This is a genomic window from Aquimarina mytili (assembly GCF_016735115.1).
Taxonomy (GTDB): Bacteria; Bacteroidota; Bacteroidia; order Flavobacteriales; family Flavobacteriaceae; genus Aquimarina; species Aquimarina mytili.
In genome coordinates, this window is record NZ_JAERQJ010000004.1 from 402,334 (window position 1) to 428,182 (window position 25,849).

General features: G+C 32.3%; 15 protein-coding genes. 8 read left to right on the forward strand and 7 right to left on the reverse strand.

Annotation, left to right across the window (positions count from 1 at the left end; genetic code table 11):
• The 7 genes from JJQ60_RS13035 (at position 1) to JJQ60_RS13065 (ending at position 12,718) form a co-directional block, all read left to right on the forward strand.
• Positions 1 to 2,784, forward strand: a complete 2,784-nt coding sequence (locus JJQ60_RS13035; RefSeq protein ID WP_201920632.1) for a TonB-dependent receptor — start codon at positions 1 to 3, stop codon at positions 2,782 to 2,784.
• Positions 2,785 to 2,788: 4 nt separating this feature from the next.
• Positions 2,789 to 4,039 (forward strand): DUF4249 domain-containing protein, encoded by a 1,251-nt coding sequence (locus JJQ60_RS13040; RefSeq protein ID WP_201920635.1) that lies wholly within the window; start codon positions 2,789 to 2,791, stop codon positions 4,037 to 4,039.
• Between the two features lie 18 nt (positions 4,040 to 4,057).
• On the forward strand, positions 4,058 to 5,875 hold the full coding sequence (locus JJQ60_RS13045) for a hypothetical protein (RefSeq protein WP_201920638.1): 1,818 nt from the start codon (positions 4,058 to 4,060) through the stop codon (positions 5,873 to 5,875).
• A 254-nt stretch (positions 5,876 to 6,129) separates the two neighbouring features.
• Positions 6,130 to 6,885 carry a hypothetical protein gene (locus JJQ60_RS13050; protein ID WP_201920641.1) on the forward strand — a complete coding sequence of 252 codons (756 nt, stop codon included), beginning with the start codon at positions 6,130 to 6,132 and terminating at the stop codon, positions 6,883 to 6,885.
• 2 nt (positions 6,886 to 6,887) lie between these two features.
• Positions 6,888 to 9,659 carry a TonB-dependent receptor gene (locus JJQ60_RS13055; protein ID WP_201920643.1) on the forward strand — a complete coding sequence of 924 codons (2,772 nt, stop codon included), beginning with the start codon at positions 6,888 to 6,890 and terminating at the stop codon, positions 9,657 to 9,659.
• A 3-nt stretch (positions 9,660 to 9,662) separates the two neighbouring features.
• Positions 9,663 to 10,865 (forward strand): DUF4249 domain-containing protein, encoded by a 1,203-nt coding sequence (locus JJQ60_RS13060; RefSeq protein ID WP_201920646.1) that lies wholly within the window; start codon positions 9,663 to 9,665, stop codon positions 10,863 to 10,865.
• Between the two features lie 77 nt (positions 10,866 to 10,942).
• On the forward strand, positions 10,943 to 12,718 hold the full coding sequence (locus JJQ60_RS13065; RefSeq protein ID WP_201920649.1) for a hypothetical protein: 1,776 nt from the start codon (positions 10,943 to 10,945) through the stop codon (positions 12,716 to 12,718).
• A 196-nt stretch (positions 12,719 to 12,914) separates the two neighbouring features.
• On the opposite strand, the gene JJQ60_RS13070 is transcribed toward JJQ60_RS13065, so the two are convergent.
• From JJQ60_RS13070 to JJQ60_RS13090, 5 genes are all read right to left on the reverse strand, one after another.
• Positions 12,915 to 14,249, reverse strand: coding sequence for a DUF4302 domain-containing protein (locus tag JJQ60_RS13070; protein WP_201920652.1), 1,335 nt, complete (start codon positions 14,247 to 14,249; stop codon positions 12,915 to 12,917).
• 15 nt (positions 14,250 to 14,264) lie between these two features.
• Entirely contained in the window at positions 14,265 to 15,167 is a 903-nt protein-coding gene (locus tag JJQ60_RS13075; RefSeq protein WP_201920654.1) for a substrate import-associated zinc metallohydrolase lipoprotein, read from the reverse strand.
• A 10-nt stretch (positions 15,168 to 15,177) separates the two neighbouring features.
• A complete protein-coding gene (locus tag JJQ60_RS13080) occupies positions 15,178 to 16,689 on the reverse strand; it encodes a RagB/SusD family nutrient uptake outer membrane protein (protein WP_201920656.1) in 1,512 nt (503 codons plus the stop codon).
• A gap of 11 nt (positions 16,690 to 16,700) precedes the next feature.
• Positions 16,701 to 20,399, reverse strand: coding sequence for a SusC/RagA family TonB-linked outer membrane protein (locus JJQ60_RS13085; RefSeq protein WP_201920659.1), 3,699 nt, complete (start codon positions 20,397 to 20,399; stop codon positions 16,701 to 16,703).
• A 121-nt stretch (positions 20,400 to 20,520) separates the two neighbouring features.
• Positions 20,521 to 21,690 carry a FecR family protein gene (locus tag JJQ60_RS13090; protein ID WP_201920662.1) on the reverse strand — a complete coding sequence of 390 codons (1,170 nt, stop codon included), beginning with the start codon at positions 21,688 to 21,690 and terminating at the stop codon, positions 20,521 to 20,523.
• Positions 21,691 to 21,894: 204 nt separating this feature from the next.
• Between JJQ60_RS13090 and JJQ60_RS13095 the strand changes: the two genes are divergently transcribed.
• Entirely contained in the window at positions 21,895 to 22,365 is a 471-nt protein-coding gene (locus tag JJQ60_RS13095) for an RNA polymerase sigma factor (protein ID WP_262896674.1), read from the forward strand.
• 36 nt (positions 22,366 to 22,401) lie between these two features.
• Here JJQ60_RS13095 and JJQ60_RS13100 read toward each other — a convergent pair whose 3' ends face one another.
• Both JJQ60_RS13100 and JJQ60_RS13105 read right to left on the reverse strand, forming a co-directional pair.
• Positions 22,402 to 23,565: an MFS transporter gene (locus JJQ60_RS13100; RefSeq protein ID WP_317194012.1), complete on the reverse strand. Its 1,164-nt coding sequence runs from the start codon at positions 23,563 to 23,565 to the stop codon at positions 22,402 to 22,404.
• A gap of 24 nt (positions 23,566 to 23,589) precedes the next feature.
• Complete coding sequence (locus JJQ60_RS13105; protein ID WP_201920668.1) at positions 23,590 to 25,797, reverse strand: bifunctional alpha,alpha-trehalose-phosphate synthase (UDP-forming)/trehalose-phosphatase; 2,208 nt, start codon at positions 25,795 to 25,797, stop codon at positions 23,590 to 23,592.
• Positions 25,798 to 25,849 lie beyond the last annotated feature (52 nt).

The following is a 25,849-nucleotide window of genomic DNA, read 5'->3' on the forward strand; positions in this document are numbered from 1 at the left end:
ATGAATTTTGATATAAAGACAAACTATTTCGTATTGATATTTTTATTGCTCACGTCTGGTATTTGGGCACAACAAAAAGATTCATTAATTACAATATCTTTTAAGAATGTAGATCTACATTCTGTCCTGAATATGATAGAAGAACAAACAGACTATCATTTCTATTATATCGATTCTTGGTTACAGGAGTACAATGATCTTTCTGGAGACTACGATAATGCATTGGTTACTGATATTTTAGAAGATGTTTTTAAAAACACAGTACTTAATTTTTATGTTATGAAAGAGGGTAAAATAATTCTTACTCAAAATAACATTATATATAATAACCTTCCTGATGGCTTTTTTGGAAAACGAAAAGACAGTTTTAAGATAGAAGTGAAAAAAGTAAGAAAAACAATTTCACCTGTTTTTGCAACTAATAAAAGTGCAGTCAAAAGTAAGAAGATAGAAACTATAAGGATAGGAAAAGCGCTTAGGGGTAACCTGAGACAAAAGTTTACATTATCGGGATATGTTCAAAACATACAAACAAAGAAACCATTGCCTAGTGCTGTCATATCAGTAGAAGAATACGATACCAAAGCGATTACTGATAGTAATGGTTTTTATGAGATTGAATTAAACGTAGGCCTCAATACTATTGAGATTACCTCTTTAGGAATGGAAAATTTTAAAAAGAAAGTCATCATATATAGTGACGGAAGATTTGATGCTTTTATTAACGAAAAAATTGAACAATTAGACGAAGTGCTACTTGAAGGAAAAATTAATGATAATGTTGAAGAGGTAGTAACAAAAACTAAGATAGATGTAGAAGAATCTAAAAACATACCCTTAGCACTAGGAGAGAGAGATGTTCTAAAAGTAGCAACGGCATTACCAGGTATTACCACTGCGGGTGAAGGGGCTGCCGGATACAATGTAAGAGGAGGTAAAGCAGACCAGAATCTTATACTTTTGGATGATGCGGTTGTATATAATCCCCAACATTTTTTTGGAATTTTTTCTGCACTTAATCCATTCGCTATAGGAGATGTTAATATTTATAAAAATAGTATTCCAGCAGAATATGGTGGAAGATTGTCTTCTGTTTTTGATATCACCACAAAAGATGCAAGTGTAGAAAAGTTTAAAGGAGAAGCATCTATTGGCCCGGTAACCGGAAATGTCTTATTAGAAACCCCTGTCGTTAAAAACAAGTCAGGGTTGATGGTGGGAGGAAGAGGAGCCTATGCCAATTGGATTTTAAGTTCATTAGATGATGAGTCTCTTAAAAACAGTGAGGCTTCATTTTATGATGTTGTCGCAAAATACAACCATCAAATAACAGAAAAATCAAAAGTTGAAGCCACCGCATATTTGAGTAGGGATGATTTTAGTATTACCTCAGATTCATTATATATCTATGGTAACAGGGCATTGTCATTACGATGGGATTATCGTTTTAATCAAAAAAATACCGGAAAATTGGCACTATCCAATAGTGAATACAAGTTTGATATCGAATTTGATGGGCAATCTAATGATGACTTTGAGCTTGGATACAGTATAGAAGAAACCGAACTGAAGCTTCAATTTAAGTACTTATATAGTGATAAACTGAATTTTGATTATGGAGTTTCTAGTAAGTTATATACTGTTAGACCTGGAAAGATTAGTCCTAAAGGACCTGAATCTATAGTAGCTCCTTTTGAAGTTGACAAGGAAAGAGGTCTTGAATCGGGCATTTTTTTAACTTCAGAAATAGATATAACTAAAAAGCTTTCGCTTAGTGCAGGGATTAGATACTCTGTTTTTAATGCATTAGGAAGTGGTACTCAGAATATATATCAAGAAGGAGTTCCTAGAAGTGAAGGAACTGTAGAAGAGACTTTATCTTTTGATGAGAATGAAATCATAGAAACGTATGGAGGACCTGAGTTTAGAGTTTCTGGAAGATATTTATTAGGAGAAGACTTATCCATAAAAGCTTCCTATAATAAGACTTTTCAATATATACATACCCTTTCTAATAATACAACGGTATCTCCTATCGATACGTGGAAGCTTTCAGACCTTAATATAGAACCACAAAGTTCTCAGCAATATGCATTAGGCGCATACAAAAATTTTGATGATAATGCTTACGAATTAAGCTTGGAAGGTTTTTATAAAGAATCTAAAAACATTCTGGATTTTAAAACAGGAGCAGAAATCTTATTAAACGAAAATGTTGAAACCGAAGTATTACAAGGAAATGGAAAAGCATATGGAGTTGAGGTTCTTCTTAAAAAACAAAAAGGAAAACTTTATGGTTGGCTTGGTTATACGTATTCTCGTTCTTTAATACAGCTTGATAGTCAATTTAGAGATGAACGTGTTAATAACGGCGATTTTTTCTCTTCTAACTTTGATAAACCACATGATTTTAGTTTAGTTGCAAATTACAAATTGACAAGGCGCTTTAGTCTCTCCACAAATTTTGTATATCAGACCGGAAGACCTATTACTTTTCCTATAGGAAGTTTTACATTCAATGGGGCAGATTTTACTGTGTTTAGCGAGAGAAACAAGTTCAGAATCCCTGATTTTTATAGGCTAGATATAGGATTTAATATAGAAGGAAATCATAAAAAAAATAAGCTAGCACATAGTTTCTGGACAATATCAATTTATAATGTTTTAGGACGTAATAATCCTTTCTCTGTATTCTTTGTTACTGAAAATGGAGAAGTAAAAGGGTTGAAAAGCTCGATTTTTTCAATTCCTGTGCCTTCTATTACTTATAATTTTAAATTTTAAAGCAATGAAATCCTATTTAAAATTAATAAAATACAAAAGAGTAAGTAACATTTTGACTTTACTTTTAATCAGTAGTACAATGTGGTATTGCGTTGAACCATTTGAAATTGAAACTGAGACTTTTGAGAGTATTTTGATCATTAATACTACCATGACTGATGAGGTAAAAAATCAAAAAGTGATATTGTCAAGAACCTTTAGATTCGAAGATAGTATTACTCCTCCAGAATTAGGCGCAGAAATAAAAGTTATAGAAGGTTCCGGGATAGAATATACTTTTAAAGCCGAAGATGATAACTCTGGAATATATACTTCAGAAAATGAATTTGCAATAGAGCCAGGTAAAGAGTATGCGTTGACAATTAAAACATCAGATGGTCGAACGTATATTTCTGATAAGGTTACATTACCACAACAGACTATTATCGAAAACGTATATGCAAAACAAACAACAAATGATCAGGGAGTAGAAGGTGTGGGGATATTTGTAAACACTTTTGATCCAACAGGAAATTCCAGATATTATCGATATGAATATGAGGAGACGTATAGATTTAAAGCACCGTTTTGGGTTGAAACTGATGTTAGAGCCGTCGAAGAAACAAATGGAGAAGGTGAAACTGAAATAAGCTTTGAGTTTGATGTACGACCGCTTGGAGAAAGAACATGCTATGGAAATAGTCTATCAAATGAAATCATAATAACTGATACCAATGAACTTTCTGAGGATAGACTTACAGATTTTTTATTTAGGTTTATTCCGGCAGATGATAAAAGGCTCGAAGATCGATATAGTATCTTAGTTAAGCAATTGGTGCAATCCAGAGAGGCTAATGAGTTTTATGAGACTCTTAATAGTTTTTCAGAATCAGAGAGTTTATTTTCTCAGGTACAACCAGGATTTATAACCGGGAATATCGTCTCAGAAACCAATCCGGAGGAGAAAGTATTAGGCTATTTTGAAGTATCTTCAATAGCAACAAGACGTATATTTTTTAATCGAGCAGATGTTTTGAGAGAGGATTTGCCAAGTTTTGAGCTAGAGTGTTTTGAAGTTACTATAGCACCTGCTCCTTTTGAGCCTGAAGAAGATTTTCGTAGAAGATTAAGGGCGGTCATTAATAGTAATAGATTAAAGTTTTTAGCAGCTGCGGGAGGCTCTCCAGGAGGTAGTGTTTTTACTTTTGTTCCTAGACAATGTGGAGATTGTACTGTGTTTGGCAAAAGTAATCCTCCAGATTTTTGGGTAGATTAAGGTTAAAAAATTGTGATAATGTTTAATGTAAAAAATGGTTCTGTGAAAATAAATCCACTACTCTATATCTTTTTATTTCTATTTATTTCAAATATACATGGACAAAGAGAGTCTGTGTTAAAAACAGCAGAAGAACTGTCAGGGTATTATCAGGTGCCTCAAGAAAAGATGTTTATTCATTACAATACGACATTATTATTTTCTGGAGAGTACCTTTATTATAAAGTATATTGTTTAAACACTAAAAACAACCTATTAAGTGATATTAGTAAGATTGCTTATGTAGAACTGATAGATGAAGATAAAAATGCGATATTTAAACATAAAGTCAAACTAGAAAATGGAGTTGGGCAAGGAGATTTTTTTCTTCCGGTATCTGTTCCTTCTGGGAACTATAAACTAATTGGATATACACAATGGATGATTAATGCCAAGGATAATCTTTTCTTTCAAGGCGATATTAGTATTTTAAATCCATATCAAGGAAATCAAAAAACAATCCTATCAGATGTACCAGTCGATACAGAAATACTTCCAGTAGAAAATGATACAGCTGTAGTCAAAACAGAGATTAATACTTCAAAAGATAATACAGACATTAAACTTAATTTGGATAAACAGGTTTTCAAGAAAAGAAGCCCGGTTGTATTAACCATCAATATGGCTAATTCATTGCACAGATCTGGAAACTATTCAATATCCGTAAATAAAAAAGATTTTTTTACATCGGCAACAGCTGTTTCTGCTACCGAGTTTTCAGTATTACATCCCAAAGCTGTTATCAATAAAGAAAAATCGATCAGTTCATCATTTTTTTTACCAGAAATGAGAGGAGATTTAATTTATGGAAAAATTATACCCAAAGAATCGACTTTACCCGTTTCATCGATTCAAATTGCATTGTCGGTACCGGGTAAAAAAAATGATATCAAAATTGCCACCACGAATAATAAAGGTGTTTTTATTTTTAGTTTAAATAAAGATTATTCTACCAAAGAGTTTGTGTTTCAGATTTTAGGGGAGAACAGGAATAATTATACTATTGTACTTAATGAAATTCCTGAGATTGAATATCCTGATTTTGATTTCTATACGTTTGAAATATCAGAGAGCCTAAAGGATCATATCGTTAATCGTAGTGTTAATAATCAAATAGATAATAGTTTTTTTGTTGCAAAACCCGATACGATTCAAGAACCTAAAGAAAATATCTCTTTCTATGGAAAAGATTTTTCTACATATGACCTTGATGAGTATACCAGATTTGCTACGATAAAAGAAACTGTAATCGAAATCGTTGATGATGTATGGACAAAATCTAATAAGAAAGAGGAAAAAACCTTTGCAATAAGAGGGTATTATCCAACTCAGGAAGATTATGAATACAAACCTCTTGTTATAATAGATGGTATTGTAGAACAGGATCATAAATTTTTGATGGAATATGATGCAAGAAAAATTAAAAGAATTAGTTTCGTTAGAGATCGATATTTTTTAGGAACTAAGATTTTTGAAGGTGTATTAATTTTTGAAACGCTTAAAGGTGATTATTTAGAAAGTCTTAATAGAAGCTATATATTTAAATCCGTTCTAAAAAGACCTCTGACAAAAAAGAAGTATTACAAACAACGATACTTGGAAGGGGATAATAGTTATAATCATATTCCTGATTTTAGGCATCAATTATTTTGGGAACCAAGTATTACTTTAGAAAAAAATAACACAGTCATTACGTTTTTTACTTCAGATGCTATTGGAGATTATGAAATCTCTATAGAAGGATTTACAAATGAAGGGGTTCCGGTATCTTTAAAGCGAGATTTTAGAGTAGAATAACAGTGTTTTTGATATGTAGATACCTTTTCTGAAACTATTAAGACATAAAACGGTTTCATTTTATTGATCACTTCTGCTCAAGGATATCTCAAAAAATACTTTGGACTAAACTTATCAACACGAAAACGTTGTAGCTTATACCAGTTACAAGAGTTTTGAATATTTCCTCATATCTTAGTTTATGGGACTTCTAATAAAAATTTAGAAGAAGGATATACAGAAAAAGGATTCTGGTTCACACAACAGACGGGGATATGATTTTAGTTCAAAATATAAAGAGCACTTTGGCTTTTTTAGTACTTCCATTTTTATTTTATGGCCAAGCAAATAATGAAGAGATTGCATATTATAATTGGTTTGATAGAATGTTAGGAGAAGAGTATACCGGGCTTTATAATGGTAAACAATATATTGATCCCGATATCAATAAAATATTTGAAAATAAGCACTCTTTCTTTCTATCTGATAAAGTACTCTCAGGTTCGATTACTTATAACGGACAAACCTATTATAATTTAGGAATCAAATACAATTTGGAAACAGAACAGGTTATAGTTACTCTTAAACCGGGTGCAGTTACTTCGGTAATTCAATTGATTGCAGATAAGATAACGTCGTTTTATATTGAGGACTATAAATTTGTGAGATTAGATAATACTTTAAATTCAAAGCACCCAATTTCTGGTTTCTTTCAAATTATTACAGAACACCCCCATTTTATATTATATAAGAAGAATAAGAAAAATCGAAAAGAACGTCTTGAAGATATAGGAGGAAGTAAAATCTATTATGAATTTACTACAAAAAGCCAGTACATTCTTTTTATGGATAAAGCCTATCATGAAGTCAATAGTAAAGATGATTTTATTTCTATTTTTCCAGAAACTAAACAAGAGATAAAATCATTTTATAGTACTCAGAAAAAGATAAGAAAATCCGATCCTGATGCTTTCATGAAACAATTGCTGGAGGATGTTATTTATCGATCTATTTCAAAAAACAATTTATAAAAATGATAAAAAGAGTTTTAATATTTGTTTTTTTGATTGTTCAGTATAGCTGGTCTCAACAGGAAGAGACATTACTTTCATTATCGTACCAAAATCAAGATTTAAGATCTGTTCTACAACAAATAGAAACCATTTCAGATCATCGTTTTTTTTATCAAGATTCATGGATTGATGAGTATAAAGAATTATCAGGCAATTATAAAGAAGTAGATATTGGTACGATACTTGATGCCATTTTTAAAGACACGTTGCTTAACTTCTTTATTCTCGAAAATCGAGTTATTATAACTAAAAACAATGTTATTTATGATACACTACCTAATGGTTTTCTTATAGATACGTCTCTTGTAAACACAAAAAGTAGGGCAAATCATAATAAAAATAATGTCAAGTCTGTAACATTTACAAATGATAGTTATTCTTCAAACAAGACTTCTTTAAAAACCATTAAGATTGGTAAAGCTGTAAAAGGAAATTTAAGCGAGAATTTTAAAGTTTCCGGATACGTTACAAATAACCAAACTAAAAAACCATTAGTTGATGCTATTATCGCAATAAATGGTAATGATATCGGTGTTCGAACCAATAGTAACGGGTTTTATGAATTGCAATTAGGTGCGGGCGATCATATTCTAGAAATAAATGCTCTTGGAATGGAAGAGGTCCAAAATCGATTAATCATTTATAGTGATGGGAAATTAAATTTTAGAATAAATGAAAAAATAGAATTACTGGATGAAGTTGTGTTGCAATCTGAAATAAACAAGAATGTAGATGAAGTGGTTACTAAAACAAAGATCGATATAGAAGAATCCAAAAATATACCTCTGGCATTAGGGGAGAGAGATGTTTTAAAGGTAGCAACAACATTGCCTGGTATTACTACTGCAGGAGAGGCTTCAATTGGGTATAATGTAAGAGGAGGAAGATCAGATCAAAATCTAATTTTACTTGATGATGCCGTAATATATAGCCCTCAACATTTCTTCGGAATTTTTTCAGCCTTAAATCCTTTTGCCTTAGGAGATGCCAATATTTACAAAGGCACTATTCCTGTTGAATATGGAGGGAGATTGTCTTCGGTTTTCGATTTACGAACCAAAGATGCTAGTGTAGATAAAATTAAAGCCGAAGGTTCTATTGGTCCTGTAACCGGAAATCTACTCTTTGAAATTCCGGTAATTAAGGATAAAGCTGGACTTATGATAGGAGGGAGAGGGGCTTATGCAAATTGGATTTTGAATTCTCTAGATGAAGAATCATTAGAAAATAGCGAAGCTTCATTTTATGATGCCATTGCAAAATATAATCATCAAATAACCGAAAAATCAAAAGTAGAAGCTACTCTATACTGGAGTAAAGATGATTTTAGCATTACTTCAGATTCTCTGTATATTTATGAAAATAGAGCATTTTCATTGCGGTGGGATCATAGATTTAATGAGAAAAACAGTGGCAAATTAAACTTGTCTAACAGTCGTTATGGTTTTGATATAGAATTCGATGGGGACACTGATAATGATTTTGATCTGGGGTATAGCATTAATGAGACCGAAGTAAAATTTCAATTCAGAAATATTTACAATAGCAAGCTTAAATTTGATTATGGATTGTCTAGTAAATTGTATGAGGTAAATCCAGGAGAAATACAACCGGCTGATGCAATATCGATTGTAGAGCCTCTAAAAATAGAGAAAGAAAGAGCATTAGAATCTGCAGCTTTTCTTGGAGCTGAAATAGATTTATCAAACAAAATTAAGGTAGATGCAGGTATTCGCTATTCTATGTACAATGCCCTGGGAGAAGGTTCTCAAAATGTTTTTCTAGATGGAGCTCCAAAAGAAGAAGGGAGTATTCAAGAGACCTTGTTTTTTGATAGAAACGAAGTCATAAGGACCTATGGAGGACCTGAATATAGAATGTCTGCTAGGTACTTAATTCTTGATAATTTTTCTGTTAAAGCTTCTTATAATAAGACATTTCAGTTTATTCATACTTTATCTAATAATACCACAGTATCACCAATTGATACCTGGAAATTATCTGATCTTAATATAAAACCACAAAGCTCACAACAATATGCCCTTGGTTTGCATACAAACTTAGATGAAGGGGCTTACGAATTAAGCTTAGAAGGGTTCTATAAAAGGTCAAAAAACATACTCGATTTTAAAACCGGAGCCGAAATATTATTGAATGAGAATATTGAAACACAGGTATTACAAGGAAAAGGAAAAGCATATGGGGTTGAGTTTTTACTGAAAAAACAAAAAGGAAGACTCTATGGTTGGTTAGGATATACCTATTCAAGGTCATTTTTACAATTAGACAGCCAGTTTAGAGAAGAACGGGTTAATAACGGTGTTTTCTTTCCTTCAAATTTTGATAAACCTCATGATTTTAGTGTAGTAGCTAATTATAAGTTTACCAAACGATTTAGCATGACCACTAATTTTGTGTATCAAACAGGAAGACCTGTTACTTTTCCGGTAGGAAACTTTAGCCTTGATGGGGCAGAATTTGCAGTGTTTAGTGATAGAAATAAATTTAGGATACCAGATTTTTATAGGCTGGACATTGGAGTAAACATTGAGGGAAATCATAAAAAGAATAAGATCGCCCATAGTTTTTGGACTATTTCGGTATATAATGTTCTAGGTCGCAACAACCCGTTTTCTGTGTTTTTTGTAACAGAAAATGGAGATGTAAAAGGATTACAAAGTTCTATCTTTTCGATTCCTATTCCTTCAATTACGTATAATTTTAAATTTTAAAAAATGATATCTTTTCATAAGTATGTTTGGGGTAAAAGAAGGATGTTTTTCATGCTGCTGTTATGTTTAATGTTATCAAATTGTGTAGAAGAATTTGATTTTAAGACAGAAGATTTTGAAAGTATCTTAGTCATAAAAGCCTCTCTTACCAATGAACAAAAGTATCATCAAATGAAACTTTCCAGAACGTATAAGTTTGAAGATGATGGTCCGTTAGTTGTGCAAGGGGCAACAGTAAGCATCCTTGAAAATAAAGATATAGTACACACATTTGAAGAAATATTTCCTGGAACATATCAATCTACACAGATGTTTAGGGCAGAACCCAATAAAAGCTATCAATTGTCTATTGAAACGAGAGATGGGGGAGTGTACATGTCTGAAGAAGAAGTATTACCTTCAGAAAATTCAATAATTGATGAAGTATACCCGAAACGCATGTTTAATGATAATGGGACAGAAGGAGTAGGGATTTTAATAGATAGTTATGACATAACGGGAAATTCTAACTATTACCGCTATGAATTTGAAGAAACATATAGAATTACTGCTGATTTTTGGACTCGTGTAGATTTAACAACCTCATTAGAGTTTGTAGATCGACCCGATGGACAAGAAAAATGTTATAATGGTGGCACGTCTAATAAAATTATTATTACCGACACAAGCGGTTTGCTCGAAGATAAAGTAACCGGACTATTACTTCATTTTATTGATGCCGAAGATATTAGTGTAGCTGATCGATATAGTATTTTGGTTAGGCAATTCGTACAATCAAGAGAAGCTAATGGATTTTATAATGTGATAAATAATTTTTCAGAATCCGAAAGTTTGTTTTCGCAACTTCAACCGGGTTTTGTGAGCGGAAATATTATTTCAACTATAAATGAGAATGAGCGCATATTAGGCTTTTTTGAAGTAGCATCGGTAACCGAAAAACGAATGTTCTTTAACCGTGAGGATATTATTAGAGATCTGCCAAGATTTTCTCCGGTATGTGATCGCGTTATTCCTAGGCAAGAATCTAATGAGACTGAAGATGAGTTTTTAAGGCGTTTACGGGCTTTAATAGCATCTGGTAGTGTTAAATTTTTAGAAGAGATAAGAGACCCGGATAGTGGAAGTACCTATGTCTTTGTCCCTAGAGGGTGTGGTGATTGTACGGTGTATGGGCGAAGTATAATTCCAGATTTTTGGGAAAATTAATACGTTATTGTGCAATTATTAAATAGAATATAGTAATAGTCAGTCATTAAAAACTGAATATTAAGAAATTTAAAAGTGTGAAAATCAAATCTTTATTATATATAGTTTTCTTCTGTACAATAAGTGTACAGGCCCAACGCAAATCGGTTTTAAAAGCGGTCGAAGATGTAGTGGGGTATAATCAAATACCTTCAGAAAATGTATTTATACATTACAATACCACATTACTATTTGCCGGAGAATATTTGTACTATAATTTGTATTGTCTTAATGCCAAAAATAATTTGCTAAGTGCAATAAGTAAAATTGCTTATGTTAAGCTTATTGATGATGAAGGTCAATCTGTTTTTGAACATAAAATTAAACTAGAAAATGGTTTGGGGCAGGGTGATTTTTTTATTCCGGTTTCTATTCCCTCTGGAAATTATAAGTTAATAGGATATACTCAATGGATGCTTAATGCTAGGAAAGCCGGTTTTTTTCGGGGAGACGTTAGTATTATTAACCCCTATCAGGGAGATCAAGGTAAAATTCTGGAAACAAATCTTAGAAAAGAAGCTTCAGACAAGTACGCACAAGACAACATAATAAGTACAAATAATTTTGAAACAAGAAAAGATAATAGCACTATTTTTATAAAGGATACAGTCTACTCAAAAAGAAGTCGTGTCCAATTTAATATTCAAAAAAGTGAGGTGCAAGACGGAAATTATTCTATTTCAGTGAGAAAAATGGATACTTTTAAAAAAGCAAAACCCACTACAACTACAGATTTTTTTGAGTTAGACTCAACATCGGCTGTTAACGCTAGTGGAGCTATAGGAGATTCTATTTTTCTTCCAGAAATGAGAGGAGAATTGATATATGGAAGAATCATTTCAAACGATTCATCTTTTTCAGTTTCACAACTAGATGTAGGGTTATCTGTTTCAGGAAAAATAAATGATATTAAAATGGTATCAACAGACGATAAAGGAAATTTTATCATGTGTCTTGATCAGCATCATAATGAAGATAAAATAATGATAGAAGTTCAGGATGTGGATAAAACAAAGTATACGATTTTGACAGATAATATTCCTGAAACTGATCTAGGTAGCCTAGATTTTTACTCTTTTAAAATTGAGCAAACTTCATTAGATGAAATTATAAAAAGAAGTGTTTATAATCAGATAGAAAATAGTTTTTATAATCTAAAGCCTGATACAATACAAGACCGTGCAATAGTTTCTTCTTTTTACGGCAAAGATTATGTCAACTATGATTTGGATGAATATACAAGGTTTTCAACAATGAAAGAAACCATTGTAGAGGTTGTTGAAGGAGTTCGTATAAGAAAAAATAAGAGGGGAAAAGAGGTGTTTAGTATTTACAAAGATTATGTTGGAGGATCAAAATCCAATTATTTACCATTGGTATTGGTTGATGGAGGGATTGTACAAGATCATGAAGATATTATCAATTATGATGTTAGAGAAATAGGGAACATTAGATTTATTAAAGACCGATATTATATAGGAACCAAAGTCTTTGAAGGTATTTTAGAAATTAAAACTTTAAAAGAAAATTATTGGGAGCAATTGGAACGGAAGGGGAGTATTCAATTTAATGATTTGAAACTATTAGAGAAGAAAAGATATTATAAACAAGCATACGATAAGTCTAACAAAGATAATCGTATTCCAGACTATAGACATCAGTTGTTATGGTCTCCTAATGTTGAAATCTCTGGAGAAGGTGTAGCATTAGACTTTTATACTTCTGATGTTGCTGGCGATTTTGAGATTACCTTACAAGGATTTACTAAAAAAGGGAAAGCTGTATCAATTACACAACATTTTAAAGTAAAATAACCTTTTTATGCCTTTTCAAGTCATTAAAAAGGTTTAGAGCAAACTTAGTTCGAGTAGCATAATCCCCATGTTAACTTCCAAATAGTTGAAGTAAAAGTTATTAAAAAACCCGGAACGTTGTGTTCCGGGTTTTCGCAAGTTGAGTTAAATAGGCTATTGCGTACACGCAATAGGGAGTTAATCTTTTTTTATTCTTTTAAATTCCATAAATAGAGAACCTGAAATTTGGAAAGCTTACACTTGTTACAGAAAATGAAGGATTCGATGCAAAAGGACTTTCATTAGTTTCCTGTATATACCATCCAGATCCGTCAATAAGTAAAAGTATAACACTGATTACATCATCAATAGGGTCTGTAGCACCAAGATATCCAAGGGTTAGTCTTTCTCCTGGAGTTACAGTAAAATTGAAAGCCGCAGTTAAAGGCCCTCCAGGACCATCAACACCTCTAAAGATAATTCCATGAACACCAGGACCAAACAAATTCATTCTGATGTCTAAACCTGTTGCGCCAACACTCTTTAACAAGTTTAAAAAATCTGGAGAAGTTTGTTGTAAATAAAACTGGGATGTATTATCGAAGTACAAATATCTTGCAAACCTTGTATCAAAGGTATCTACATCATCTGAAAACAATGAAGGAACTAGTGCCGTGGCAACAGGTGCTAGGTCGTAACCAATAACAGTGTTTAACCCTCCGTCTTCGGATGTAAAAGTATTGGTTGCTTCATCGAAGATAAAGCTTATTATATCAACATTGTTTACTGTTAAAGGATTAACTAGGTCAAAACCATTATCATTTGCTAATACAGGATATGATGTTGAAGCTATGTTTCCAGTTTCTTGATCAAAAGTTGTAATGATTCCTACTCTCTCAAACTCTGAAAAGGAAAATGTTCCTTGAAACAAAGGCTCAGCCATTGGGTCTGCAGAAGGGTCAGTTACAATTATATTTCTAAGAAAACTAGTTGTACCATTACCTATGGCTATCTCATCATATGATGTTCTTGTACCAATTACTCTCTCTCTTTCTCCCGCTGTGGCTTTTTCAAAAACAATTTTTGTAATATCATCGCCATTATCAGTTTTACTTCTAAACTCAATTCGATCTGCTGTTACGCTCTCAAAAACAAATTGAAATTCAGCTTGTAAAACAAAATTATTGATTTCGAATAGGTTGTGAAAGGTAGAGTAATTCTCAAATACTAATTCGGGTAATTGACTTTTACCTACTCTATAGGTGGTCTCAAGGTCCTGACCGCCTAAAGCATAGTCAGAAACTATTTCTACAGTATCATCTTCATTGAAATCTAAGAAGATATTATAAAACCCAACACTATTATTCGGTTGGTACAAAAGTTTCCATCCAAATTCAGAATCTACCAGTGTTTTTTTATAGTTACTTAATAACTCGGTTGTTCTAGTTTCACCGTCTTCATCGAATAATCGATCTACTTCATTGTCACTACTACAAGAAATTATACTTATAGCAAGTAAAAACAATGTATATATTTTTATGTTTTTTAACATCTTGTCTCCATTTAATTAGTTAATACTTTTCAAAAATTCGTCTCTTAAGACTAAAATATCAATACCAACATCTTCTTTCATATATTTTACAACGGCATCATATTTTTGCTGTATACGCTGTCTCCCTTCATTTCTATCTAGACAATCTTGTCCTAGTCCGGTACAATCTTCCGGAGTTATATAGGTAGCTTCGAATACTGCTGGATCTGTAGTTACAATATATGACACAGTTTCTGCAAAATCTTCTCCTACCGCCGAGGTAGCATATGGTGTTACCATTCCTCTAGCAATAGCAGTCTCTAGAGTTTCGTTTGTCCAAGTACCAGGAGTGGTGTAATCTTCACTAGAAATATTATAAAAAGCTTCAACATCAAAATTAAAATTCTGATCTACGATATGGGCAAATTCGTGATGAAGCGTTCTGAAGGTTTGTAGAATCCAAGTAGTATTGTCCGGTGCATATTCATTTGCCTGCGTAAGAGTGACTCTAACTCCTGCATCAGCAATACCCAAAGTAATTGTACCGTCTCCATTGTATAAGGGAGATCCTAAAATCACAATTTCTCCAGGAAAATATGTTGTTAAGAATTCTCCTCCTTGATCTGAAGCTTTATTATAAGGTTCAATCCATGCCTGTTTAATAAGTTCGGCTATTGGTTTTACAACATCTAAACGAGGCGGTGTTGCCTGTTTTGAAGGGTCAATATATCGATCTACAAATTTGTAAATTACATTACAACCATAAGGATCTCTAAATTCTGTTTTTAGAAATTGATCAAGTTCTACAGTCGATTCAACTTCATTGTTTTCAAAAATAGAATTTGGTTTTAATGTTTCTTCTCTTTCACATCCTGATAGTATTGATAAACTAACAAGAAGTAATAATATTTTTTGCATTACTATATTTTGTGTTTTCATATTCAATATTTTATCTAGGGTTACGAGTTAATCCAAATGAAAGTGCATCTTCTGGAATTTGGATCGCTTTTCTTAAATCATTAGCTTCTAGAACGAAAGTTTGACCTCCTTCGCTAACAGGTAAAACATGAGTTATAGATATACCATGTCTTTTAACATCAAACCAGCGTAAACCATGATCCCAAAACTCTTTTTTTCTTTCGTCTAGTATTAATTCTAAAATTGCTTTATTATCATTAGATAATTCACTTACGCTACCACTTGTTGTAAGAGGAGTATAGTAGTCAACAATATCAGTTATATTATCATAAGTGGTACCATTGTATCTTTTGGTTGCTAACACATTGATATCTGCCAATGCTGCGGCCTGATCTCCTAAAAATAAGTTAGCTTCTGCTCTGTTTAATAATACTTCTTCTCCTTTTAATTCTTGAGAGATATAATAAGCTTGACCTGTATTAGACGAAAGATTTTCTCTAAAGAAATATTCTCTTAATCTTGCCTGATAACGGGCATCAGTACCAACAGTCCAACCACCTATACTAGTTCTGTTATCAGTAACTGCGAATAAGTTTCTGTATAAATTATTAACATCTGTAGCATTCAACCTATACCCGTTATTTCTTCTAGTATAAAAAGTAAACTGTTGCATAACTAATACATTACTTGGGTCTATTGGATCTCCATACTTTTCAGCTGTATCATTGTATCCTGCACCAGAAAGAGTAGAGAAATCTTTTATGTAGAAATCTGGGTTTCCGTCTAAGAATAGATCACTATATTTTTTACAGTTCACATAATCCTTTTTCCATAAATAGAACCTAGATGCAAAAGCCTGAGCCGCTTTAGTAGTAAAATGATACTTTTTTGTTCCCGAGAAAAATTCATCATTAATTAGGGCTAATCCGTCTAATAAATCTTCTTCTACCTGATCATAAACCTCTGCTACTGTGTTACGAGTGTAATCTGGTAAAAATTCTATCTCAGGCTCTAGCACATAGGGTATTCCTAGATTTGATGAAGCGTTTTCATCATAATGTAAACCGAATAAGTTTACTAACATAAAGTGATGATAAGCTCTAGATAATAGAGCTTCTCCTTTGATTGCATTTTTTTGTTTTTGATCTCCCTCTAACATATCTATTACTGCTAGCACTTGATTTGCTTGTGCTATTGCAGCATAGCTTCGATCCCAGTAAAAGGTAGGAGAATCCTGAAATAATGCAGTGATATCACTCCATGTATAGGTTTGGGTAGCTTGTAAATTTATAGTGTTTCCACCTGGAGTTTGTACAACGCCCAAGGCATCAGGGTTTCCTGTTGGACCTGCAAGATCAGTATACATGTCTGTAAACACGTAACTAGCTTGCGTGTATGCATCGGCTGCAACTTTTGCAGCTTTATCGACTGTGTCTAATTCTAATCTATTATCTGGAGCTTCTTCCAAATAATTTTCACAACTCATACTTACAATGGTAAGAAGGAATAATGCTATATATGATTTTATCTTGTTATTCTTCATAATTAATCTTTTTAAAATCCAACATTAAGTGAAAGTGTAACTGTTTTAGGCACAGGAAGTGCCGCCCCACCAGAATTGAAAAACTCTGGATCTTGACCATTCAATCCTTTGTCGGAATATAGAAGGAATAGATTTTCACCTTGTAAACGAATTCGTGCAGAAGCTATACCTAATCTTTCTGCATAATTTGAAGGAATAGTATACCCAAGAGCTATAGATCTCATACGGGCATAAGTACCATCAACAACTCTTAAATCACTATTATTATATAGTTCATAAGCATTGTCTCCTCCTACAACTAATCCATTAGGGTTAACTACAGCGTTCAATTCAGAAATTAAAGTTCTATTTTCAATAATCGCTGGAATATTAGTAACATTTTCATCTCCTGGTAACACCCATCTATTTACTAATTCACCTGGTAAAGAGTTGAAATCAGTATACGTTGCTGCAAAATTACTATTCAAACGGATTTTATAATCAAATTTAAATGAAACATTGGCAGATAATGTAAAACCTTTATATTTAAAAGTATTGTTAAATCCACCTGCTCCTCTAGGTTGAGTAGGTCCTTCATATACTAATATCTTTTCGATATCATCTCTACTCTGCAGATCTATATTGGTTACCCTATTATCATCGGCATCAAAGAATGTTGGAATACCAAATTCATTTAATCCTGCAAAACGAACCGAATACAATGCAGATATTTCACGACCTGTAAAAGGAGCTCCTGATGCAGATATTAAATCTACTAAACGAGGATCAAATCTTAACTCTTTTACTTCTTCAGTGTTATAACCTACATTAAGATTTGTAGACCATTCGAAATTTTTTGTCTTAACGTTTACGGTTGATAGAGCAAATTCATACCCTTCAACTTCTATATCAGCATAATTACCTCTTTTGAAAGCTTGACCACCAATACCACTTGTTTTGATATCTCCGATTAAGTCAAAAGCATCACGACGATAGTATCCTAGTTCACCAGCAACTCGATTATTAAATAATGCAAATTCAAGACCAGTACTAAATTCTTTTAGCTTTTCGAAAGTTAAATCTACATTTTCTAATGAGTTGATTTCAATAGTACTTTCAACATCTTGTGGACGTAAAGGTACACGACCTCTTAAGTCAAGAGATGCACTTGCATTTGATGGACCTCTACCTCCAGATAATCCATATGTACCTTTTAGTTTTAAAAGATTTACCCAATCTGCCTTAAAGAAGTTCTCTTTATCAATATTCCATGCTCCACTAATGTTATAGTTAGTAAGATATCTTGATTTAGGACTTGACCCTTGTAGGTTAGATCCATCATATCTTAAAGTACCATTAATAGTATATTTGTTATCAAATGTATATCCACCGTTAAAGAAGAATCCTGCAAAACGATCTCTGAAATTTGCTATTTCGAAATATTGGTCTCCATTATCAATTAATTGATCTATAGCGTCAGGGTTAGTATTAACAAGATATCCATTTTCATAAGAAATACCAATTCCATTAAATTCTCTACTTTCTCTATTTGAAGTTTTTATTTCTTGCCCTAGTAAGAATGTAAATTGATGAATATCATTTATTTGTGGATTCCATGAAATAGAATTTCTCCAATAAAAATAATCCAAAACATCTTCGTTATAAATATTTATACCACCTTCTGGTAATATAGAAAAAGGAGGACGTGTTAAATTATCTCTATCCTGATATAAGAAAGGGTTGATATTAGCTAAAACACCTTCATCAGCTCTAAACGCTTCTGCTTGATTAGATTTATCACCAATGATATGTTCTCTTCGCGTTATTGCTTTACGATAATTTATCGTAGAATTTGCAGTTAAATTATTGGTTATTTTATAATCTAAATCTGTTTGAAAAGAAATATCAGTAACATCTATATTAATATAGTTGTTTTGTAATTCGTGTATGATATTAAAAGGAGCATAGTTTTTTCTGAAGAATTCTAAGTTCCCATTTTCATCAAACGGAGTTACACTTCGACTATTGGTTAAAGAGTAATCGTATGGGTTTATTTCAAATTCACGTTCAAATTCCCCGGTTAATACGTTTAAGGATCTATCATTGGTTCCTGGGGCTCTTTGATCTCTAAAACTTCCTGTTAGTGTGGTACCTACAGAAAACTTGTCGGTTAGATTAAATCTAGTGCTTAGTTTAGTAGTATATCGCTGAGCATCATCGCCAATAGTCTGTCCTTCGTCATTTAAGTAACTTAAAGAGAAATAATATACAGCATCATCGCCACCTCCAGAAATACTCAAGGAATGATTTTGTTGTAATGAAAAATCATTAAAAAGTGTTTTGAACCAATCCGTATTAGCTACTTGATATCTGTCAAAATAACTATCAGCTAATTCTCCATTTGCTCCTATTTCTACATCGTTTGTTCGTCTTAAATTATAATATTGCCCTAAGACCCCATAAGATTCTGCTCGTTGAGCTGTAGTAAGGTCAATTAAACCTTTGTCTACTAATTCTGCATATACAGATAATTCTTGTTGAGAGTTTAAAACATTGAAATTAGTATATCTCGGTCTTAATCTATAAGAAAAGTTATTACTGTAGTTTACACTTAGAGCTCCTTTTTTACCTTTTTTAGTTGTAATTACTATTACACCATTTTTGGCTCGCGCACCATATAAAGCTGTTGCAGAAGCATCTTTAAGTATAGAAAAACTCTTAATATCGTCAGGGTTTAATCCGGCTATTGAAGAACCGATCAATGAGTTGATATCTCCCGATGCTAAATCACCTTGATTTAGTTCTACATTATCCTCAAGAATTACTCCATCGACTACCCAAATTGGATTGTTATTACCATTAAGTGATGTATTACCTCTAATTCTAATTCTAGGAGATGCACCAAAAGAACCAGAAACATTATCAACTACAACCCCCGCATCTCTACCTTCTAGAAGCCTAGATGCATCTGATACTCCATCAATTTTTACATCTTCCAGGTTTAGTTTTGTAGCTACCCCTGCAAATAGACGTCTATCAACTTTTTTATACCCATCTGTAATTAATACTTCATCTAATGCTTCTACAGATTCTTGAAGTACAATAGTATAATTCTTTTTACTCTTACTTGTAATTGTTATTTTTTGAGTTTCGAAACCTAAGTTTTCGATTTTAAGAATATCAGATACTGAAACTCTAATTGTAAAATTTCCATCAAAATCAGCTACAACACCATTTGAAGTTCCTTCAACAGATATGGTAGTACCTGGAATAGGGAAACCCGTTTTGTCGGTTACTATTCCATTAATCTCGAACCCATTCTGCGGAACTACAGCAGCTGATTGAGGTTGCTTGGGAGTAGTAGTTTTAGCGGTTTTCTTGACAAGTACAATTTGCTTGTCAACTATTTTGTAAGTTACACTTGTATTTTTAAAAATTCTATCTAAAATATACTCTACTCTTTTGTTTATCGCAGTAAGAGATATTTTTCTTTGAGTATTCACTTCTGATTCTTTAAAGAATACTTTAAACTCTGTTTTTTGTTGTATTAAATCGAATACTTTTTCAACAGTAGAGTTTTTTACATTTAATGAAATCTTCGTGTTTTGTGAATATGTACTTGCATTTATTCTAAATAGAGACAGTATGATTAATAGTACAGTAAGTCTCATTTTTAAATTAAATTTTAATTTAACTACATCATTTATGTAGTTCTGTCTAATTTTTTTCATATTTTTAATATGATTTAATAATTGAACCATTGTTAAATTGCTTACTCTAAAATCGGGAGATGTTGCCGCATTTCTCGATTTTATTTTTTAGTAAATTATTTTTTCATGTATTTATTTGGGTTTAGGGATTAATAACTATTTCACTTTTCTTGACTTTAAAATTGAATGGTGTATTGCTACTAAATGTTTTTAATACACCTTCTAGGCTTTCTACATCAAACCTACCGGTAAACTTTTCAGTTTTTATGTTCTCATAATTGATGGTTATTTTTTTATCATAAAACCTCTCAAGTTTTTTCATGATATTTTCAAAACTTTCATTTTTGAATAATAAAACTCCATCAACCCATGCAACATATTGATCGGTTTTTACAGTTGATACTTTTAAGTTTTGATTTGATTTAATAAGACTAGCTTTTTGGTTAGGTATAAGTTTCTTACCTGTAACACTAGAGAATCGTTCTTCTTTATTAAATACACCAACACTTCCTTCAACTAAGACAACTTCAGAAAAATTATCATCCGGATATGAAGAAATATTAAATTTGGTTCCAAAAACTTCTGTATTTATACCATTTGCATAAACTATAAATGGATCTTTTTCATTTTTTGTAACTTCAAAATATCCTTCTCCAGATAATTCTACTTTTCTAATTTGCCCGGGAATAAATCTTTCGGGAAATTTTAGCGTGGATCCTGCATTAACATGGACTATCGTTCCGTCTGATAAAACTAATTGGAGTTTTTTTCCGTAAGGTACTTTTAGGGTGTTTATAACTAATTTTTCTTCGGTTTTAGAGGTTTCTCTATTTTTATATACTAACCTGTTGTTTTCTTGAATACCAACTACAGTACCATCCTCGTTTTTGATTTCTTTAAAGGGAGTATTATCTTTTAGCGTCTCAAAACTTCCATCTTCACGCTGTAATGTTATTTCAGTGACATTATCATTGGTATTCCAAAAGACATTATTAAAAAATAAAGCTGAAGTGGTTAGTATTCCTACAAACACTGCAGCATACTTTAAATAACTTTGAATTCTGTTTTTATTAGTTTTAACCGGAGATTTTGTACTTTGTATATGTTTTTTAAATGATGATAATGCTTTTTGTTCATCAAAATCATTTTTACTTAGTTGAACATAATGATTTGTTGTGGTGTATTTTTTGAATAAATCTTGGTTTTTCTTATGCTTCAATAAACTTTCGAACTCTATGAGTTCGTTCTTTGTCATCTCATCATTTAGATATTTTAGTATTTGCTTTACATCTAAATTTTGGTCTTTTTTCATGCGAATTATTAGGTTATTTTTAAGTATGACTCAAAAAAAATAAAATACCCTTACTGTTAAGACTACTTTTTTTATTATTTATGTAAAGTTTTTGTTAATTATTTTGGAATCGGGGTTAAATATGAGTTAAAAAAAGAGGTTGCTATAGAGATCAAAACCCAAATAGAAGAACTTAAAAATGGTAATGAGTTTGTATATAGGCATTTGTATGAAATGCACTATAACGAACTATGCGCGTATATCTATAGTTTATCAAAGAATAAACAATTAGCAGAAGATATTGTTCAAAATGTAATGCTTAAAATTTGGAAGAATAGAGAAAAGCTTACAATTAATACTTCAATCAAAAATTATTTATATAAATCTTGTTATTATGAATTAATTGATAATTTCAAAAAAAATAAAAAAGAACTAAATTATATAGAACAAATTAAGAATGAAGTTTTAGAAGTTTTTATTGATGAGGATACCGATTTTGTAAAAAATCAAATACAAAAGGTGAAAGTAGAGATCGATAAACTTCCTCCAAAGTGCAAAGAAGTTTTTATTTTGAATAAAATGCAAGGATTCAAATATAAAGAAGTGGCAGAACAATTAGGAGTTTCAATTAAAACTGTTGAAGCTCAGTTATCTAAAGCAATGAGTAGAATTAAAGAGGCTTTAGATTCTAATTGATTATGAGTCGACTAAGAGGAGGTAAATATTCAAAGATTACAATCTGCGTAGCTTATAAAGCCCAATGATTGGTCCTATACTAAGAAATAGATATAAGAGTGTATTATCTATTTTGTCATTCAAAAATGATAATAATTGAATACTAATAATAGTAATTGCGAATCCGATGCAATTGGTTATGGTAAGTGCAGTGCCTCTTAATTCCGGTGGCGCAGCTGCTGCTATCATAGTTGAAAATTGTGGAGAATCTGATATCACCACCATGCCCCAAAGGCATAAGATTACTATAAATGCATGTGGCGGTAACAAAAAAAGCAGGGGAGATGCCAAGCAAAATACTCCCGATACCAGAAGAGAATTATAAGCAACTTTTCTACTTCCTTTTCGTAAAGAGATTAACCCACCAAGCACACAAGAAATAGCTCCAGCACCAATTACGATAAACGACCAAAATGATATTTGTAGTTCAATTCCTTGCTGATTAGCATACGTTTTTAAGATAACAGGTACAAACCCCCAAAAAGCATAAAGCTCCCACATATGTCCAAAATATCCAAATGCCGCTTTTTTAAAATGTGGAATACTAAAAAGTTGCGTTACAACTCCTAGCTGCAGTTTTGAAGCAGGTCTTCTGTATGGCCCGTCGGGTACTAACAGCCACATGCTTAATCCACCAAAAAGAGCTAAAAAACTTGTACTGACAATAACAGCCGTATAATCACTACTCCAAGAAAATTCATTAATAAAATGTGGGAATGCGGTCCCAAGTACTAAAGCTCCTACAAGATACCCTAATGCTCTTCCTAATCCCCCTTTGTAATAGTCTGATGCTATTTTCATTCCCACGGGATATATACCTGCTAAAAAGAAACCTGTGCCAAAACGGGCTGTAAGTAAATTAAAGACCGTAATATTTGGGATCAACAAGGATAAATTACATAAACCTCCCAGAAGCGCACAAATCATAAATATGCGAGAGGGAGAATAACGATCAGAAAGCGTTAACAAAGCAAAGGTTAGTGTTCCAATGATAAAACCAAATTGAACAAAAGACAAAAGATATCCTAAAATATTAAATCCAAAATCAAATTGAGTGGCGAGATCGTCAATAACGGCATTTCCTGCAAACCAAAGAGAAGTGCAAAAAAATTGCGAAAGAATAATTACCGGAAGTATGTAGAATTTAGGTTTCAGAATTATATAACGTTTCTAGTAGCGTTAGTATTATTTAAATGCGGTTAATAAATCGTACACTTGATTGATATCTTCTACATAATATTGAGCCACGGTTTTTTTCAAACCTACTTTTACGGTATAAGCATTAGTAGGTAATTCTTTAAACATATGCTCATCTGTCCAATCATCACCAATGGCAAAAATAAAATCATAAGTAGTATCAAGTAACATTTTAGAAGCCGACTTTCCTTTACTTACTCCACTAACTTTGATTTCCAGAACTTTATCGCCTTCGAGGATCTCCAAATTATGATTAGCAATTAATTGCTGGATAGTGGTTTTTAATGAATTAGCCCTTTTTTTACCTAAATCGGGATCAACATTTCTAAAATGCCAGGCTAGCGAATATCTCTTTTCTTCGACTAAAGATCCTGGAGTGCGGTCAGTAAATGATTCAAGAATTGGTGCAATAGATGTAAACCATTTGTTGTCTACTCGCTCCATTAATTCCCAATCTTTATTATTTTCTTTTAGCCATGCTCCATGTTCTGTGATAAGTGTGTATTCTTTATGCCCAAACCACTTTTGAATTGTATCTCTGTCACGACCCGTAATAATAATAACTTTAGTATTAGGTTGTTGATGTAACGCATCCAAAATGTCAAAAACTCTTTGAGTCGGTTTTGCATTTTCTGGTAATTTTTCAAAAGGAACCATAGTTCCGTCATAGTCCAAAAATAAAATTTTGTTTTTTGAAGCCTTAAATTTTGTAGCAATGTCATCTTTAACGGTACGATTTATTTTCTTCAAAGTGTATTTTTGAGTATCGTCTTTAGTGGTTTTCAACGACTCCATAAAATCGTTGGCCCATTTTTCGACATTGTATCGTTTTAGACGTTTTTGTAATGCGTTATTTCTTTTGATTTGTTCCTCTTCAGGCATTTCTAGTGCAAACTTTAGCGTATCCGCAATTTCTTCAAAATTATTAGGGTTAATAATTAGTGCTTCACTCATTTCATTAGATGCGCCTGTCATTTCACTTAGAATTAATACCCCTTTTTTATCTACTCTGGAGGCAATGTATTCTTTGGCAACCAAATTCATTCCGTCTCTAATAGGAGTCAATAAAGCAACTTCACTTGACGTATATAGATCGATCAAATTTTCAAATGGTAATGAGCGATAAAAATACCAAATAGGGGTCCAGCTTACTTCTGCGAATTTTCCATTAATTCGACCAACTAATTGATCGATCTCATTTTTTAACCGTTGATATTGTGGGACATTGGCTCTAGAAGGAACCGCTAGCATTACTAATCTTGCTTTCCCTTTAAACTGTGGATATTTATCGAGAAAATACTCAAAAGCCCGTAACCGATTAGCAATACCTTTAGTATAATCTAGCCTATCAATAGACAAGATAAGTTTCGCTTTATTGCTACCTTCTTTTAAATGTTTATCAATTTCTTGTTGTATCTCGGTCTGATCCTTTTTGGCTTTTTGATTGTGTACTTCTGCAGCTTCGCGAAATTTATTATAATCTATGCCCATGGGAAAAGAATCCACCTTAATGATTCTGTTATCCAGGTGTATGTTGTTGAAATGAATTTCATGGCCCAAAACTCTTTGTACAGAACTTAGAAAATGGCGTTCATAATCATACGTATGAAATCCTAATAAATCTGCTCCAAGCATGCCTTCTAATAATTCTTCTCTGCAAGGAATAGTTCTAAAAACCTCATAAGAAGGGAAGGGGATATGTAGAAAAAAGCCTATAGAAACCTCTGGTTTTTTCTTTCGTATTAAGTCTGGTAATAATAATAATTGATAATCATGTATCCATACTGTATCCCCATCGTCGAGATTTTGGATTACTACATCGGCAAATTTCTGATTAACTGATCTATAGGTTTCCCAGGTGGTTTTTTCAAACTCGGTGTATTCCATAAAATAGTGGAATAGTGGCCAAAGTGTATTGTTGCTAAAACCATAGTAAAATCCTTCGATATCATCTTCTGTCAATGGCACACCGACACATTGATGTTTTTGCAACGCTTCATTTACCTTAGTTTTTAATTCAAGGTTAAATTCTTCTTCGGTGAGTCCACTCCAACCTATCCAAATACTATCACCTTGGGTATGAACTGATCTCATACCGGTTGCTAACCCTCCAACACTTGGTATTGTTTCAATTGTATTATCATGAATTCTTAATTGTAAGGGTAGTCTATTTGAGATTATGATAGTTTTACTCATAAATTGGGATAAAGTTGGTTAACTTTTTTTGATTTTTGTTAAATTTCGGAAA

Bases quoted from the DNA above. Each gene is read 5' to 3' on its own strand.
- JJQ60_RS13035 (WP_201920632.1), top strand. From the start codon at position 1: ATGAATTTTGATATAAAGACAAACTATTTCGTATTGATATTTTTATTG.
- JJQ60_RS13040 (WP_201920635.1), top strand. From the start codon at position 2,789: ATGAAATCCTATTTAAAATTAATAAAATACAAAAGAGTAAGTAACATT.
- JJQ60_RS13045 (WP_201920638.1), top strand. From the start codon at position 4,058: ATGTTTAATGTAAAAAATGGTTCTGTGAAAATAAATCCACTACTCTAT.
- JJQ60_RS13050 (WP_201920641.1), top strand. From the start codon at position 6,130: ATGATTTTAGTTCAAAATATAAAGAGCACTTTGGCTTTTTTAGTACTT.
- JJQ60_RS13055 (WP_201920643.1), top strand. From the start codon at position 6,888: ATGATAAAAAGAGTTTTAATATTTGTTTTTTTGATTGTTCAGTATAGC.
- JJQ60_RS13060 (WP_201920646.1), top strand. From the start codon at position 9,663: ATGATATCTTTTCATAAGTATGTTTGGGGTAAAAGAAGGATGTTTTTC.
- JJQ60_RS13070 (WP_201920652.1), bottom strand. From the start codon at position 14,249: ATGTTAAAAAACATAAAAATATATACATTGTTTTTACTTGCTATAAGT.
- JJQ60_RS13075 (WP_201920654.1), bottom strand. From the start codon at position 15,167: ATGAAAACACAAAATATAGTAATGCAAAAAATATTATTACTTCTTGTT.
- JJQ60_RS13080 (WP_201920656.1), bottom strand. From the start codon at position 16,689: ATGAAGAATAACAAGATAAAATCATATATAGCATTATTCCTTCTTACC.
- JJQ60_RS13085 (WP_201920659.1), bottom strand. From the start codon at position 20,399: ATGAAAAAAATTAGACAGAACTACATAAATGATGTAGTTAAATTAAAA.
- JJQ60_RS13090 (WP_201920662.1), bottom strand. From the start codon at position 21,690: ATGAAAAAAGACCAAAATTTAGATGTAAAGCAAATACTAAAATATCTA.
- JJQ60_RS13105 (WP_201920668.1), bottom strand. From the start codon at position 25,797: ATGAGTAAAACTATCATAATCTCAAATAGACTACCCTTACAATTAAGA.